This is a genomic window from Sutcliffiella sp. NPDC057660, assembly GCF_042800035.1.
Lineage (GTDB): Bacteria > Bacillota > Bacilli > Bacillales > Bacillaceae_I > Sutcliffiella_A.
Genome location: NZ_JBHVHV010000005.1, coordinates 260,167 through 275,995, shown reverse-complemented (window position 1 = coordinate 275,995; position 15,829 = coordinate 260,167). Strand labels below are relative to the sequence as shown.

The window sequence follows — 15,829 nt, the reverse complement described above, 5'->3', positions numbered from 1 at the left end:
AATACTATTAACACATAAGTATAAAAGATTGGGTACGCATATTGGATAAGGGTGAAGTAAAAATCACTTCACCCCAACATTTGACGTAGAACCAAAATCCTTCAAAAATTGTATTCTACTATCGGCATAAACTGACAGACTTTCCGGGAGGCAGTAATATATACTAGTTTCAAATACAAAAAGGTATAAATGAGGGACTAATTTGACCGTTTATTTAGATGCCATCTGGCTCCTGAACTTTGGTTTTGATTTTCTTCTTTTAAGAATGACCGCCTTCATATTAAAACGTCAGATTGCTACTTGGAGAATGGTGATAGGTGCACTCATTGGATCAGTGATTGTTGTATTAATGTTTACGCCACTACAATATATTGTGACCCATGTTGCAGTAAAACTAATTTTTTCTGTATGTATGATTCTCGTTACCTTTGGCTTCCATCGGGCACGTACTTTTCTAGAAAATCTGGTGGTTTTCTACATCACTACTTTTGCTGTAGGCGGGGGAATGTTTGCTACCCATTATTTTTTGAGGGTCGATCATCAATTTGCAAATGATACGATTCGAACTTTGACAACAGGTCTTGGTGACCCTGTATCCTGGATGTTTGTGCTTGTTGGATTTCCGATCCTTTTATACCTTACGAAAAAACAGTTCAGTACCGTTGAAACCAGAAAATACCGCTATGATCAATTGGCCGCTATTACCATTAATCTGGAAGAGGATGTGATTGTATTATCAGGTTTGGTTGATAGTGGAAATCAGCTCCAGGACCCCATCACTAAAACCCCTGTGATGATTGTGGAAGTGGACCGTCTTCAAGAAATCATACCAGAAGAAATTGTACATGCCATGAGTTCCATCGAGAATACACAAGGCTGGCCTACATTTTCCGACGAGACGAAATGGGTGGAGAGAATTAGGATCATCCCATATCGTGCAGTCGGAAAAGAGACCACCTTGATGCTGGCACTTAAACCGGATAAGGCAATTATTCTGCATGACAATAAACAATATGAAACAACCAAATTCCTCATAGGGCTGACACGAACGGAACTTTCCTCAGAAGGGGATTATGCATGTATCCTTCATCCGAAAATGCTGCAGGGCGAAACTGCCGCAGAGCAAGTCTCCTGAGCATAGGCTGTTTACACAATCAGTCTACTTATCTGTGAGTTTTTCTATATATAAATACGCATTATCTTCATAAATAGAAGGAGGAATTCAGTTGGGAAAGCTAAAAATAAAAATCACCTACCTATGGTATAAGCTACTCATTAAGCTGGGGATAAAAACGGATGAAATATACTACATAGGTGGAAGCGAAGCATTGCCACCGCCATTATCGAAAGAAGAGGAGGCTCTTCTATTAGTTAAGCTTCCTGTTGGAGATCAAGCAGCACGATCCATCCTTATCGAAAGGAACCTGAGACTCGTCGTATACATTGCCCGGAAATTCGAGAATACCGGGATCAATATTGAAGATCTGATCAGTATTGGAACAATCGGCCTTATAAAAGCAGTAAATACTTTTAATCCCGAAAAGAAGATCAAGCTTGCCACCTATGCTTCGAGATGTATTGAAAATGAGATTTTGATGTATCTGAGACGTAACAATAAAGTTCGTTCTGAGGTATCTTTTGACGAACCGCTCAATATTGATTGGGATGGAAACGAGCTGCTGCTTTCGGACGTCCTAGGAACCGATGAGGATATCATTACAAAAGATCTAGAGGCAAATGTGGATCGGAAGCTGCTTTTAAAAGCTCTGGAGCAATTGAATGACAGGGAAAAACAGATCATGGAACTTCGGTTCGGCCTGATTGGCGGCGAGGAAAAAACGCAAAAGGATGTAGCGGATATGCTTGGTATTTCGCAGTCCTACATTTCCCGACTAGAAAAAAGAATCATTAAACGGCTGCGAAAAGAATTCAACAAAATGGTCTAAAAAAATTATTTGAGATTTTTTCCAGATTTCATAAGGGTTGGATTTATTTGTCAGAATAGATAGATTATAGCTTGTGCATATTTTTCCCTCCGGAGGAGATACTTAACTCTGAAACAGCAACTCCTGTTAGGAGGGGAAAGAATGACACGTAATAAAGTAGAAATCTGCGGAGTAGATACCTCCAAGCTTCCTGTTTTGAAGAATGAAGAAATGAGGAAGTTATTTCGTGAAATGCAAGGCGGAGAACTTTCTGCAAGAGAAAAGCTCGTGAATGGGAATTTAAGGCTTGTTCTAAGTGTTATTCAACGGTTTAACAACCGTGGTGAATTTGTAGATGACTTATTTCAAGTAGGCTGCATCGGGTTGATGAAGTCGATTGATAATTTTGACCTGGGTCAGAATGTAAAGTTTTCTACATATGCAGTACCAATGATAATCGGGGAGATAAGGCGCTATCTGCGAGATAATAATCCGATCAGGGTTTCCCGCTCATTGCGTGATATTGCCTACAAAGCCTTACAGGTCAGGGAAAGGCTGATGAGTGAAACATCAAGGGAGCCCACCGCAGAAGAAATTTCAAAAGTACTTGAAGTCCCGCATGAGGAGATTGTTTTTGCTTTAGATGCTATTCAGGATCCCGTGTCCTTATTTGAGCCTATTTATAATGATGGTGGAGATCCGATTTATGTATTGGATCAGATCAGTGACGAAAAGAACAAAGATATCCAATGGATAGAAGAGATAGCACTAAAAGAAGGAATGAGACGCCTCAATGACAGGGAAAAGCTCATTTTAAGAAAACGGTTTTTTCAAGGGAAAACGCAAATGGAAGTTGCTGATGAAATCGGGATATCGCAAGCACAAGTATCAAGACTTGAAAAAGCTGCGATCAAACAGATGAATAAAAATATTCAAAGCTGAATGCATGTAGTGATACAATGCCGTAATAAAACAAGCACCGGTCCTTCTTTTCACCGAAGAGGATCGGTGTTTTTATATTTGGCTGTACTCGCACTCATTTGTGTTATTTAGATTATATTGTACACATCAAATCTAGCCCGTTGATTGCAGCGAGGGACACAAGATTCGCCGGGGACGGATGGGAGCCTCCTCGGCTTCGCCTGCGGGGTCTCCCATGGCCTCTACTCTCCCGCAGGAGTCAAGTGTCCTCAGCTACAATCAACTCACGGGTTAAACATTATTTGCTATTAGGACCTTTTAAAAAAATTATATTAGCTATTGAAATGAAAAAATGCAATATCTGTAGCTTTAGTAAGGCACATTTTTCACTATTAGTCGCCCCTGTTGGTTGGAGTGCAAGGCGTGAGACTCCTGCGGGAGCAGCGTGTCAAGGGAGACCCCGCAGGTGCGCAAGCACCGAGGAGGCTCCCGAGGCCGCCCGCGGAAAGGGAACGCCTGGAACGGAGACCAACAGGGTGTTTAATTTGCAAATCTTATCTTTAGCCCAGCCCCATTCTTAAAGCAACAAACTTTACGAAAAGTACCTTTTATTTTGTTTCAAGAATTTTCGCCGATTAATTTGAAATACTCTTCATGAATACTGAGACCAGAATCATATATTTAACTATGATGCAATTATATGGAGGTAAGGATATGGTGAAAATTTCAGAATTCCAGATGAAAGATGTTGTGAGTGTTTCGGACGGAAAGAAGCTTGGGAATATTGGGGATATTGATATTAATCTATCCAATGGGAAAATAGAGGCAATCATAATCAGCGGCGGGGGGAGGATGTTAGGTTTTTTCGGGAAAGATGAAGAGTTTGTCATTCCTTGGAGAAACATCGTAAAAATTGGAGCAGATGTCATACTTGTCAGGTACCAGACTTCTTTGGAAACGAAGTACGAGGAATAGGAAAAGGCGAAAATTCGTGTCGAAAGTGACTTATTCATTCTTTTTTTGAAGAAAAATGTGGTACAATGTGAAGTAATATGTGTAAACAAGCAAAGAGGGTGTCTAGCATGCGAGAGCCTTTTATTCAACAATCAGAACAATATTTGTCGATACCAAATTGGGAAGGGGCCAACTCCAAACTTGTTGCAGGTTTTACGACGAAAATAGGTGGGGTAAGCAAAGGGCCATATACTTCCTTCAACATGGGATTGCATGTGTTCGATCAGGATGAGGCAGTACGAGAGAACAAAGAAATTCTTGCCCGGTCCATTCATTTCCCTCTTTCTAACTGGGTGGGATGTGATCAGGTGCATGATGCCCAAATTGAAAAAATAAATGAATCATACATCGGTAGAGGGGTAACAAGCTATGATACAGCGGTACCTAAGACAGATGGGATTTATACAGATAAGGAAGATATTCTACTAACCTTGTGCTTTGCAGATTGCGTACCATTGTATTTCCATTCACCCAATAATTCTCTTATAGGCTTGGCACATGCAGGCTGGAAGGGGACCGTTCGGGACATCAGTGGCAAAATGGTACAACGTTGGATGGAGGAGGGAGTTTTTCCAAATGAGATTCAAGCGGCAATTGGACCCTCCATCTCCTCAAATGCTTATATTGTGGATGACTACGTTCTTGGCCAAGTAAAAGGCATATTGCCAAAAGAAATCTTTCCGACTGTTTATAAAGAGGTTTCCCAAGGGCAATACAGCTTAGATCTTAAACTGATTAATCTGGAATTGCTTTTGCTTGCGGGAGTACCAAGAGAGAACATCAGCTGTAGCTCCTATTGTACAAGCACTCATGATAAGCTGTTCTTCTCCCATAGGAGAGATAATGGAAAGACTGGGAGAATGATGAGTTTTATTGGGATGAAAGGGGTACAGAACAATGGATGAGCGCATTTCTGTTCAGCTGAATCTGACTACTATCAAGGAAAATATTCATCAGGCATGCCTTCGTTCCAATAGAAATCCTGATGAGATCAAGGTAGTGGCAGTAACGAAATACGTATCGGTCGAAAGAACGGAAGAGGCCATATCATGTGGAATCGTCCATTTTGGGGAGAACCGGGACGAAGGGCTGTTGGAAAAGTGGAATCACTTGTCCAATGAGGCTGTCTGGCATTTCATCGGTTCCCTGCAAACAAAGAAAGTGAAGAAAATAATTGATAAGGTCTCCTATATTCACTCATTGGACCGAATTTCTTTGGCGGAAGAAATACATAAACGAGCAACCCAACCTGTAAAATGCTTTATTCAAGTAAATGTATCCGGTGAAGAATCCAAGCATGGACTTGAGCCGGAAGAAGTAGCGGGATTTGTGAAGGATTTATCACCTTTTACAAATATTGAATTAGTTGGCTTAATGACGATGGCACCTTACACCGAGGATGAAAAGCTTTTAAGAACATGCTTTCGTGACCTGAAGGACCTGCAGGAAAATATCAAAGCCATGAATCTATCTTATGCACCGTGCACGGAGCTTAGCATGGGAATGTCCAATGATTACATGATTGCCATTGAGGAAGGGGCTACTTTCATTAGAATTGGCAGTGCTCTTGTCGGGAGCGAACAATAACTTGGAGGTGTAAGGAATGACAATTAAATCAAAATTCAAAAGCTTTTTTGCTCTAGAGGATGAATATGAATACAAGGAACAAGAAGAATATGAAGAGGAAATGGTGGAAGAGACAAGGAAAACCAGGTCCGCTACGCATCAGCCTAAACAAAATGTGGTAAGCTTGCAAAGTGTGCAAAAATCCTCCTCTTCTAAAGTGGTTCTTTTTGAGCCCAGGTCCTATTCGGAAGCACAGGATATTGCAGACCATCTGAAGGGACGCCGCGCCATCATTGTGAATCTCCAACGGATTGATCACGATCAGGCAAAGCGAATCGTTGATTTTCTAAGTGGAACCGTATATGCTTTGGGCGGCGACATCCAGCGTGTAGGCCAAAACATATTTCTTTGTACGCCTGATAACGTGGATGTTTCCGGATCCATTTCGGAAATCATGCACCAGGAGCAGGACGACTTTAGCGATAAAAGGTGGTAGAAGTTTATGGGATTAGTATTAAATTTAATTCAACAGCTGGTCGGCTTTTATATGATAGCACTGATCATCTATATTTTCATGTCCTGGTTCCCAGGTGCCAGGGAGTCTTCCATTGGAAGGATATTGGCTAGAATCTGTGAACCATATTTGGAAATGTTCCGCAGGTTCATCCCGCCGCTGGGTATGATTGATATTTCCCCGATCGTGGCAATTTTGGTGTTGCGTTTTGCATCAGCAGGACTAAGACAGCTTTTCATTATGTTAGGGTTAGTTTAAATCAAGTAGGGAAACCACCAAGGTTCCCTACTTATATTTTGTAAAGTTGAAGTAACCTATGTGATGGTGATTCTAATGAGTATTTATATGCATTTCCGGCCGGAAGAACATGAATTTATCGATCAGGTTCTTGAATGGAAGGAAACGGTTAATGAGCAGTATGCTCCAAAACTGACAGATTTTCTTGATCCTCGTGAGCAGGAGATCATCCAGAGTATTATTGGAGCAAACGATGAAGTCAAGATTCGGCTTTTTGGTGGTGCAGAGGGTGCTGAAAGGAAAAGAGCGTTTCTGTATCCTTCTTACTATTCTCCAGGCATAGAAGATTTCCAGCTTAAAGCATACGATATTTCTTATCCGGAAAAGTTTGTCCAAATCGAGCACCGACAGATTCTTGGTTCATTGATGGGAATCGGATTGAAACGGAGCAAGTTTGGGGATATCTATTTCCACGACAAGAAAGTGCAGTTGGTCATTGGCGAAGAAGTCAGTTCGTATGTGGAATTGCAGCTACAGGAAGTGGGCAGGGTGAAAGTGTCCTTGCAGCATATTCCCCTCTCCAATCTTGTAAGCCCTCAAACCGTCTGGGAAGAAGCTTCCACTACAGCCGCTTCGCTGCGCTTGGATGTCATGCTGGCATCCATCTATAACCTCTCAAGGCAGAAGGCCCAGTTGCTGATTGGAGCAAAAAAGGTCAAGGTCAATTGGAAAGTGGTGGAGCAGTCTTCCTTCGAATGCAGGGAAGGCGACATCCTTTCTGCGAGAGGCTTCGGACGAAGCAAGCTGCTGACGATTGATGGAAAGACGAAAAAGGAAAAATGGAGAATTATTGTAGGAAAACAAAAATAATTCAACTTCCAGAAGGAATTTCCGTACTACTGTCGAATTATGTTTATAAATAATAGAGATTTTAATGGAGGTGGCATCTATGCCCTTAACACCGCTTGATATTCATAATAAAGAGTTTAACAAGGCTTTCAGAGGCTATGATGAAGATGAAGTAAACGAGTTTCTGGATCAGGTAATCAAAGATTATGAATTGGTCATCCGTGAAAAGAAGGATTTCGAAGAGAAGGTCAAAGAACTTAACAGTCGCTTGACCCACTTCAACACAATTGAGGAAACTCTGAATAAATCCATCCTTATCGCGCAGGAATCTGCAGAAGATGTCAGACGTAATGCTCAAAAGGAAGCAAAGCTTATCATTAAAGAAGCAGAAAAAAACGCGGATCGCATCATTAATGAATCCCTATTAAAATCAAGAAAGCTTCAAGTTGAAATTGACGAATTGAAGAAGCAATCCAAAATTTTCCGCAATCGTTTCAAAATGCTGGTTGAGGCACAGTTGGAACTGATCGATAACGATGATTGGGATCATCTGATGGAATATGAGGAAAAAGAGAAAGAATTAGAAGAAAATAGAGTATAACCTTGACTAATTAAGGCTATATTCAGTATAATAACGAAACAATTATCGTTTTTACCATAAGCTATTTATATATGTGAACTTATCATACTTATAAAACGTTGAAAGGGATAGTAGTTTCTTCACACACTTTTACAAGCGACTCGGGGATGGTGGAAGCCCGTGAAAAGCGAAGAAGCGAATATCACCCTGGAGTATCGGACTGAACGCAGCCTGCCTGTAAGTTCGATCGGTTTATCCACGTTAAGGATACTAAAGCGGACTTATTTTTTGCTAAGTCAATTTAGGGTGGTACCACGGGAGTTCTCTCGTCCCTTTTAGGGATGAGGGGACTTTTTTATTTTTTTATAAAATGGATTGTTGGAGGAAAGACAATGGAGTATAAAGATACGTTATTGATGCCAAAAACCGATTTCCCGATGAGAGGGAATTTACCTAACCGCGAACCACAGATTCAACAGAACTGGGATGAAATGAAGATCTATGAAAAAGTACAGGAGCGCACCAAAGGACGTCCAATGTATGTCCTTCATGACGGACCTCCATATGCGAATGGCGACATTCACATGGGTCATGCACTGAATAAAGTATTAAAGGACTTTATCGTCCGCTATAAGTCAATGAGCGGCTATCATGCTCCTTATGTACCAGGCTGGGATACACATGGACTTCCTATTGAAACGGCTTTGACAAAAAACAAAAAAGTGAAGCGCAAGGAAATGTCAGTGGCAGACTTCCGCAAGCTTTGTGAAGAATATGCGTATGAACAGGTTGACCGCCAACGTGAACAGTTTATGAGACTTGGTGTACGTGGAGACTGGTTCAACCCTTATATCACGCTTAAACCGGAATATGAAGCTCAGCAGATCAAGGTATTTGGTGATATGGCGAAAAACGGACTGATCTATAAAGGATTAAAGCCTGTTTATTGGTCCCCTTCCAGTGAGTCTGCACTTGCGGAAGCGGAAATCGAATACCAGGATAAGCGTTCTCCATCCATCTATGTTGCATTCAAAGTTGCAGATGGAAAAGGCGTATTGGAGGATAACGAGCAGTTTATCATCTGGACCACTACTCCATGGACGATCCCTGCAAACCTAGGGATTGCCGTACATCCAGAATTGGAGTATAGCGTTGTGGAAGTGGAAGGAAGCAGATATGTAATCGCATCTGAGCTTGTAGAGTCCGTTTCCAAGACAATGGAGTGGGAAACAGCTCATGTTGTCAAAACAGTGAAAGGTGCCGAGCTTGAGCATATCGTAGCAAAACACCCATTGTATGACCGCGAATCCCTTGTAATGCTTGGCGATCATGTTACTACTGATGCCGGTACAGGATGTGTTCATACTGCACCAGGACATGGGGAAGATGATTTTGTCATCGGTAAAAAATACGGCTTGGATGTACTATGTCCGGTTGATTCCAGAGGGAATATGACAGAGGAGGCGCCAGGATTCGAAGGTCTTTTCTATGATGAGGCAAACAAGCCGATCACGGAAAAACTTCAGGAAGCCGGAGCATTGCTGAAGCTGAACTTCATCACTCACTCCTATCCACATGACTGGCGTACGAAGAAGCCAACCATCTTCCGTGCCACAGCTCAGTGGTTTGCATCAATCGATAAAATCAGAGATCAACTTCTACAAGCGGTTGCGGAAACGAAATGGGTACCTGCTTGGGGAGAAACCCGCCTGTATAACATGGTTCGCGACCGTGGAGACTGGTGTATTTCTCGCCAGCGTGCATGGGGGGTTCCGATTCCGGTATTTTATGCGGAGAATGGCCAGGAAATCATCACGGATGAAACGATTGATCACGTATCTGCACTATTCAGAGAGCACGGCTCCAACATCTGGTTTGAAAGAGAAGCGAAAGATCTTTTACCGGTGGGCTTCACACATGAAGGCAGCCCGAATGGAACCTTCTCGAAAGAAATGGACATCATGGATGTCTGGTTTGACTCGGGATCTTCCCATCAATCAGTTCTTGAGGAAAGAGATGACTTGCAGCGCCCGGCAGACCTTTACCTTGAAGGCTCTGACCAGTATCGCGGCTGGTTCAACTCTTCCTTGACAACAGGTGTGGCAGTTACTGGAAAAGCGCCTTACAAAGGGATCCTGAGCCACGGGTTTGCTCTTGATGGAGACGGACGAAAAATGAGTAAATCCCTTGGGAACGTTGTATTGCCTTCCAAAGTAATGAACCAATTGGGAGCGGATATTCTTCGTCTTTGGGTCGCTTCCGTTGACTATCAATCGGATGTTCGCGTTTCAGATAACATTTTAAAGCAAGTTGCAGAAGTGTACCGCAAGATCCGTAATACATTCCGCTTCCTGCTCGGAAACCTGGCTGACTTTGATCCGACGGTTGATGCAGTTGCGGTGAAAGATCTTCGTGAAGTCGACCGTTATATGGTCGTAAAGCTGAACAATCTGATTACAAAAGTGAAAAAGTCCTATGAAGACTATGAGTTTGCCGGAATCTACCATGCAGTCCATAACTTCTGCACGATTGAACTGAGCTCATTCTATCTTGACTTTGCCAAGGATATCCTTTATATCGAAGGAAAAGACCAGCATGACCGCCATGCCATCCAAACAGTTCTTTATGAGACACTACTTGCTCTTACGAAGCTTGTTACACCAATTCTTCCGCACACTGCAGATGAGGTTTGGTCACATATTGAATTTGTGAAAGAGGAAAGCGTACAGCTGGTTGATATGCCTGATGTGTTGTCAGTGGACGATGCTGCTGCAATCGAAGAGAAGTGGGATAACTTTATGACATTACGTGATGATGTTCTTAAGGCCCTTGAGATTGCCCGTAACGAAAAAATAATCGGGAAATCCTTGGCTGCTAAAATCACGTTATACCCTAACGCTGAAACAAAAGCTTTGCTTGAATCAATCGAGGAAAATGTACAGCAGCTGTTTATCGTTTCAGGACTTGAAATTTCCGATTCGAAGGAACAGGCACCAGCAGAAGCTCAAAGCTTTGAAAATGTTGCCATTGTCGTTGCACCAGCAGAAGGCGAAACATGCGAACGTTGCTGGGTTGTCACACCAGAGGTAGGACAGGATTCCGATCATCCGTCTCTATGTCTGCGTTGTGCATCAGTTGTGAAAGAAAATTATACTGCTTAATATGTTTGACTCCGCCAGGCCTTTGCTTGGCGGAGTTTTTTGTTTTTTAGGTCCATTGGGGGTGGGCGGGGACAGTGAATACGGGTAATGGTTCTCATGCGGCCATCGGATTGCAAGCGAGGGGGAATTTCCCTGTTAAAAAGAGAAGCGTGGGAATGATAGGGAGTTACGTGAGGATAAATTCGAGTTGTGTGAGAATAAGGTAGAGATACGTGAGAATATGAGCGGGCTGTGTGAGAATAGTCGGGAGTTACGTGAAGATAGACAAATTAATCCCTGGAAAAGCCCTGTAAACTTGAACCAAATATGCATGTAAGACAATGGTTTTTATAAGACTGTTTTCGGATTCATTTTTGCTAAATTGATAAAATGTAGCCCGATGACTGCAGCGAGGGACACAAAATTCCCCGGGGACCGATGTGAGCCTCCTCGTCTTCGCCTGTGGGGTCTCCCATGCCCTCCACTCTCCAGAAGGAGTCAAGTGTCCTATGTTACAATCAACTCAGTTTTTCTATATTAATTGCTCCGCTGAATGAAAAGATGAGACAAAGTCCAATTTTCCAACTCAGCCCCTTTCACCCCTCGAGCATGGTAAAAGGTCCATCATAAGCGAGATGAAAGCCCTTTTCACCCCTTGGGCATGGCAAAAGGTCCATCATAAGCGAGATGTAGAAGGCAAATATTATACTTGGAGCCACCCCTGTTGGTTGGAGTGCAAGGCGTCAGACTCCTTGTAAATGCAAGCATTTTCTGCGTGCGATGTATCGCTGCAGGAGACTTTCTTGTACTGCGGTAGGCAGCGTGCCAAGGGAGACCCCGCAGGCATAAAAGCGCAGAGGAGGCTCCCGAGGCCGCCCTGCGGAAAGGGAACGCCTGGAACGGAGGCCAACAGGGGGTTATTGTTCACATTTTATCCTTAGTCCAGCTCCCTATGCTTAAAGCAGCAATCTTTACTAAAAAAGCCTTTTATAAAAATCAGGTAATAAACCTCGTGAATTTCCACAATCGGATACAGTAGATTGCGAGCGAAAGGAAATTTCATGAGAAATAGATAAGCGTGAGAATAATACGGGGTAACGTGAGGATAAAAGCGAGTTGCGTGAGAATGGGAAGTGTTTCGTGAGGATAAAACGATCTGCGTGACAATGTTCGGCAGATACTTAAGAATAACCCGACCGAGTTCCGTTTCTAAGGCATCAACCTGACCATCATGAAACTGCCCGACATAAAAACTATTTACGTCCTAGCCCGAATGAAACGCCAATCCTGACCAACATCTTTAGTAATTCCCCGTCACTTCAACAACCAGCTTTATTTACAATCCCTTATTTGCTATAATTCAAAGGTACATATAATAGGGCTGGGGGTACCATTGGTGATATATTATTTAATTGCACTTTTTATCATAATAGTGGATCAAGTAACAAAATATCTGGTTGTACAATACATGGAACTCGGGGAGAATATCCCGATAATCGAAAACTTTCTTTATTTATCTTCCCATCGCAACCAGGGAGCTGCCTGGGGAATCCTGCAAGGACAGATGTATTTCTTTTACATCATTACCATGCTGGTTGTGATTGGATTGATCATCTATCTGCAGAAGCTGCCGAATGATCAGAAATGGATGAAGTTTGCCTTAAGTCTCATGCTTGGAGGCGCTGTCGGAAACTTTATCGATCGCCTGCTTCATCAGGAAGTGATAGATTTTATCAACACCTTTATTTTCTCGTACGATTTCCCGATCTTTAATGTAGCGGATTCTGCATTGGTGATTGGTGTTGGAATAATTTTAGTGTTAACCTTACTGGAAGGTAAGAAAGAGAAGGAGCTATCAAATTAATGGAAGAAACAGTACAGATTCACATCGATGAAACACAGAAGAATGATCGGATCGACAAGGCGATTTCCACTCAGCACGATGAATGGTCAAGGTCACAGGTTCAGCAATGGATCAAAGAGGGACATGTTCTAGTAAATGGCGAAAAAACGAAACCGAATTATAAATGCAGCGTGGGAGACACGATTACTGTAATTATTCCAGAACCGGAAGCATTGGATGTTGTTCCTGAAGAAATGGATCTGGATATCTATTTTGAGGACTCCGATGTAATTGTCGTAAACAAGCCTAGAGGCATGGTAGTGCATCCGGCTGTTGGCCATGCGTCAGGAACGCTTGTTAACGGACTTATGGCTCATTGCAAGGACCTTTCCGGCATTAACGGAGTTTTGCGCCCTGGAATCGTGCATCGAATCGATAAGGATACAAGTGGCCTTTTGATGGTGGCAAAAAATGATTTTGCTCACGAAAAATTGGTGAATCAGCTTGTAGCCAAATCCGTGACCAGAAAATACGAAGCGATTGTCCATGGCGTGATCTCCCATGATGTCGGAACGATTGATGCACCTATCGGCCGTGACAAAAAAGATCGTCAAGCGATGACAGTAACGGATGAAAACAGCAGAAATGCCGTTACTCATTTTAGAGTGCTGGAACGGTTCAAGGATTTCACGCATGTGGAATGCCAGCTTGAAACGGGCAGAACGCATCAAATCCGTGTTCATATGAAATATATCGGTTATCCACTAGCAGGTGATCCGAAATATGGACCAAAAAAGACATTGGATATTGAAGGCCAGGCCCTGCATGCTGGCGTTTTAGGTTTCGATCATCCCCGTACAGGCGAATACATCGAATTTCAGGCACCGATTCCTGCAGATTTCGAGCATATTCTCAAAGTTTTAAAAAACCGTTGACAGCCTAAAGTTATTTTGAGATAATCAAACAAACGAATAAGACCTTTAAACGACAGTCCCGTGAGGCTGAGAAGGTAACGGATATACGAAAATTGGATGTGTTCTATACTATCCCTCTATTTTCGTGTGCAAAAACCTCTCATCATACGGTGAGAGGTTTTTTGTACGAGTCGTTACGAAAACACTGATAAAAGAGGAGGGCTTAGAATGTCGGAAAAAGCGATAATTTTAGATGAACAAGCCATTCGAAGAGCCTTGACCCGCATTGCACACGAAATCATTGAACGCAACAAAGGTGTTGATGATTCGGTCCTGGTTGGAATAAAAACAAGGGGAATTCATCTTGCCAAACGATTGGCTTCGAGAATCAATGAAATAGAGGATAAGGAAATTCCGGTAGGTGAACTGGATATCACACTATATCGCGATGACCTTACCACGAAGACACAGGATAATGAGCCTTTGGTAAAGGGATCGGATATTCCGGTTTCCATCACTAATAAAAAAGTGATTCTGGTGGATGACGTGCTTTTCACTGGTAGAACGGTTCGTGCAGGGATGGATGCCCTGATGGATTTTGGAAGACCGTCCCAGATCCAGCTCGCTGTTCTTGTTGACAGAGGTCATCGGGAGCTGCCGATCAGAGCGGACTTTGTTGGAAAGAACATTCCGACAGCTAGCTCGGAAAAAATTGTCGTCGAATTATCTGAAATAGACAATAACGATCAAGTAAGTATACATGATAAATAACAGACCCTTTTAAAAGCAGTCCCGTGAGGCAGCAAAGGGGTAAATTGGCTCTAGACCCGCTTTTACGCAGGTGTTATAGGGACCTCTCTACCTCTTTGTGCCCCAAAAAGCACAAAGAGTTTTTTTATGAAAAAAATTGGAGGTCCTACCCTATGAGAGAAAAACCTGTTTTAGACATACATGAAATACCAAGTAAACCGAAGTGGTTGATTCTGAGCTTGCAGCACCTGTTCGCCATGTTCGGTGCGACGATTTTAGTACCGATGCTGGTAGGATTGAGCCCTGCAGTGGCCTTGATGTCTAGTGGATTGGGGACGCTCGCCTATCTATTGATTACAAAAGGACAAATCCCGGCCTATCTGGGTTCCTCATTCGCCTTTATCGCTCCAATCATTCTTGTATCGCAGTTACATGGCCCTGGGGCAGCGATGATCGGGAGTTTCATGGCTGGACTTGCATATGGAGTTGTAGCCCTTCTGATTAAAAAGCTCGGACATCAATGGATATTGAAGTTGTTGCCACCGGTAGTTGTAGGACCTATCATCATTGTTATCGGATTAGGCCTGGCAGGAGTGGCGGTTGACATGGCAATGTATGAAAATCCAGGGGCACCTGAAGCGGAATTGATCTATAGTGTGAAGCACCTGATGGTTGCATTGACAACCTTGGCCATAACAATTGGTTGTACCATCTTTTTAAGAGGGATTTTCAGTCTCATACCGATCTTGATCGGGATCGTCGGAGGATATATCACCGCCTACTTTGCAGGATTGGTTGATTTGAGCGTAGTGAAAGCAGCGAATTGGATTGAAGCACCAGACTTCCTGATACCTTTTGTCAGCTATTCACCAAATTTCAATCTCTCCATCCTGTTCATCATGGTACCGGTTGCGATTGTGACCCTATCTGAACATATCGGACACCAGATGGTATTAAGCAAAGTAGTGGGGAGACCCTTTGTAGAAAAGCCTGGACTTCACAGGTCAATCCTTGGAGATGGAGTTGCCACGATGATTGCTTCCTTAATCGGAGGACCTCCAAATACAACTTACGGTGAGAATATCGGAGTACTAGCAATCACGAGAGTGTTCAGTGTCTTCGTTATCGGGGGCGCGGCGGTCATCGCCATCCTGTTCGGATTTATCGGCAAAATCTCGGCATTGATCAGTACGGTTCCAAGCGCAGTAATGGGAGGCGTTTCCATCCTACTCTTCGGGATCATCGCATCAAGCGGTCTGCGTATGCTGATTGATAATAAAGTGGATTTCAGCATCAATAGAAACTTGATCATCTCATCCGTCATCACGGTCATCGGTGTCGGGGGAGCTTTTGTGAAAATCGAAGACTTTCAGATTGCAGGCATGGCGTTAGCTGCCATCATCGGGGTAGCATTGAACCTGATCCTGCCTGAGCAAAATGCAGGAAAAAAAGCAAATGAAAAGCAAAATAAAGTAGCTTAACCTTTTAAAAGGAAGTCCAGAGAGGCTAAAGAAGGGTGAACGGCTAAAAGCAAAGGCACAAGGGGATTGGGATGTGTATCTGCATCCATCACTTG

At 43.0% G+C, this 15,829-nt stretch carries 15 protein-coding genes and 1 other annotated feature; all 15 genes read left to right on the top strand.

Translation table 11 applies throughout. The features are described from left to right. The first annotated feature begins 202 nt into the window (after window positions 1-202). The 15 genes from spoIIGA (at window position 203) to ACFVAD_RS07425 (ending at window position 15,734) form a co-directional block, all read left to right on the top strand. The gene (gene spoIIGA / locus ACFVAD_RS07495; RefSeq protein ID WP_386637677.1) at window positions 203-1,135 is read left to right on the top strand and encodes a sigma-E processing peptidase SpoIIGA; all 933 of its coding nucleotides are present in this window, start codon (window positions 203-205) and stop codon (window positions 1,133-1,135) included. A gap of 91 nt (window positions 1,136-1,226) precedes the next feature. Then, complete coding sequence (gene sigE / locus ACFVAD_RS07490) at window positions 1,227-1,946, top strand: RNA polymerase sporulation sigma factor SigE (protein ID WP_386637675.1); 720 nt, start codon at window positions 1,227-1,229, stop codon at window positions 1,944-1,946. A 141-nt stretch (window positions 1,947-2,087) separates the two neighbouring features. Continuing rightward, entirely contained in the window at window positions 2,088-2,867 is a 780-nt protein-coding gene (sigG, locus tag ACFVAD_RS07485; protein ID WP_204413496.1) for an RNA polymerase sporulation sigma factor SigG, read from the top strand. A 693-nt stretch (window positions 2,868-3,560) separates the two neighbouring features. Then, window positions 3,561-3,821: a YlmC/YmxH family sporulation protein gene (locus ACFVAD_RS07480; protein WP_386637672.1), complete on the top strand. Its 261-nt coding sequence runs from the start codon at window positions 3,561-3,563 to the stop codon at window positions 3,819-3,821. 107 nt (window positions 3,822-3,928) lie between these two features. Continuing rightward, window positions 3,929-4,765, top strand: a complete 837-nt coding sequence (pgeF, locus tag ACFVAD_RS07475; RefSeq protein WP_386637670.1) for a peptidoglycan editing factor PgeF — start codon at window positions 3,929-3,931, stop codon at window positions 4,763-4,765. Beyond that, window positions 4,758-5,447: a YggS family pyridoxal phosphate-dependent enzyme gene (locus tag ACFVAD_RS07470; RefSeq protein ID WP_386637668.1), complete on the top strand. Its 690-nt coding sequence runs from the start codon at window positions 4,758-4,760 to the stop codon at window positions 5,445-5,447. The genes pgeF and ACFVAD_RS07470 overlap by 8 nt, the downstream gene beginning before the upstream one ends. Window positions 5,448-5,463: 16 nt before the next feature. Continuing rightward, window positions 5,464-5,922, top strand: coding sequence for a cell division protein SepF (locus tag ACFVAD_RS07465; protein ID WP_386637666.1), 459 nt, complete (start codon window positions 5,464-5,466; stop codon window positions 5,920-5,922). 6 nt (window positions 5,923-5,928) lie between these two features. Then, on the top strand, window positions 5,929-6,198 hold the full coding sequence (locus ACFVAD_RS07460) for a YggT family protein (RefSeq protein WP_386637664.1): 270 nt from the start codon (window positions 5,929-5,931) through the stop codon (window positions 6,196-6,198). 75 nt (window positions 6,199-6,273) lie between these two features. After that, a complete protein-coding gene (locus ACFVAD_RS07455; RefSeq protein ID WP_386637662.1) occupies window positions 6,274-7,047 on the top strand; it encodes a YlmH family RNA-binding protein in 774 nt (257 codons plus the stop codon). A 79-nt stretch (window positions 7,048-7,126) separates the two neighbouring features. Further along, entirely contained in the window at window positions 7,127-7,627 is a 501-nt protein-coding gene (locus ACFVAD_RS07450; protein WP_204413513.1) for a DivIVA domain-containing protein, read from the top strand. An 89-nt stretch (window positions 7,628-7,716) separates the two neighbouring features. After that, window positions 7,717-7,943 (top strand) — a binding site (T-box leader). A gap of 55 nt (window positions 7,944-7,998) precedes the next feature. Next, window positions 7,999-10,767, top strand: coding sequence for an isoleucine--tRNA ligase (gene ileS, locus ACFVAD_RS07445; protein WP_386637659.1), 2,769 nt, complete (start codon window positions 7,999-8,001; stop codon window positions 10,765-10,767). Window positions 10,768-12,142: 1,375 nt separating this feature from the next. Then, window positions 12,143-12,610, top strand: a complete 468-nt coding sequence (gene lspA / locus ACFVAD_RS07440; RefSeq protein ID WP_386637656.1) for a signal peptidase II — start codon at window positions 12,143-12,145, stop codon at window positions 12,608-12,610. Beyond that, the gene (locus ACFVAD_RS07435; RefSeq protein WP_386637654.1) at window positions 12,610-13,524 is read left to right on the top strand and encodes an RluA family pseudouridine synthase; all 915 of its coding nucleotides are present in this window, start codon (window positions 12,610-12,612) and stop codon (window positions 13,522-13,524) included. The genes lspA and ACFVAD_RS07435 overlap by 1 nt, the downstream gene beginning before the upstream one ends. 207 nt (window positions 13,525-13,731) lie before the next feature. Continuing rightward, the gene (gene pyrR / locus ACFVAD_RS07430; protein ID WP_386637652.1) at window positions 13,732-14,274 is read left to right on the top strand and encodes a bifunctional pyr operon transcriptional regulator/uracil phosphoribosyltransferase PyrR; all 543 of its coding nucleotides are present in this window, start codon (window positions 13,732-13,734) and stop codon (window positions 14,272-14,274) included. Window positions 14,275-14,426: 152 nt separating this feature from the next. Beyond that, on the top strand, window positions 14,427-15,734 hold the full coding sequence (locus ACFVAD_RS07425) for a solute carrier family 23 protein (RefSeq protein WP_386637650.1): 1,308 nt from the start codon (window positions 14,427-14,429) through the stop codon (window positions 15,732-15,734). The last annotated feature ends 95 nt before the right edge of the window (window positions 15,735-15,829 follow it).

Coding starts and splice junctions, on each gene's coding strand:
- pyrR (WP_386637652.1), top strand. CDS start 13,732: ATGTCGGAAAAAGCGATAATTTTAGATGAACAAGCCATTCGAAGAGCC.
- ACFVAD_RS07465 (WP_386637666.1), top strand. CDS start 5,464: ATGACAATTAAATCAAAATTCAAAAGCTTTTTTGCTCTAGAGGATGAA.
- ACFVAD_RS07435 (WP_386637654.1), top strand. CDS start 12,610: ATGGAAGAAACAGTACAGATTCACATCGATGAAACACAGAAGAATGAT.
- sigG (WP_204413496.1), top strand. CDS start 2,088: ATGACACGTAATAAAGTAGAAATCTGCGGAGTAGATACCTCCAAGCTT.
- ACFVAD_RS07425 (WP_386637650.1), top strand. CDS start 14,427: ATGAGAGAAAAACCTGTTTTAGACATACATGAAATACCAAGTAAACCG.
- ileS (WP_386637659.1), top strand. CDS start 7,999: ATGGAGTATAAAGATACGTTATTGATGCCAAAAACCGATTTCCCGATG.
- ACFVAD_RS07470 (WP_386637668.1), top strand. CDS start 4,758: ATGGATGAGCGCATTTCTGTTCAGCTGAATCTGACTACTATCAAGGAA.
- ACFVAD_RS07455 (WP_386637662.1), top strand. CDS start 6,274: ATGAGTATTTATATGCATTTCCGGCCGGAAGAACATGAATTTATCGAT.
- ACFVAD_RS07480 (WP_386637672.1), top strand. CDS start 3,561: ATGGTGAAAATTTCAGAATTCCAGATGAAAGATGTTGTGAGTGTTTCG.
- ACFVAD_RS07450 (WP_204413513.1), top strand. CDS start 7,127: ATGCCCTTAACACCGCTTGATATTCATAATAAAGAGTTTAACAAGGCT.
- ACFVAD_RS07460 (WP_386637664.1), top strand. CDS start 5,929: ATGGGATTAGTATTAAATTTAATTCAACAGCTGGTCGGCTTTTATATG.
- pgeF (WP_386637670.1), top strand. CDS start 3,929: ATGCGAGAGCCTTTTATTCAACAATCAGAACAATATTTGTCGATACCA.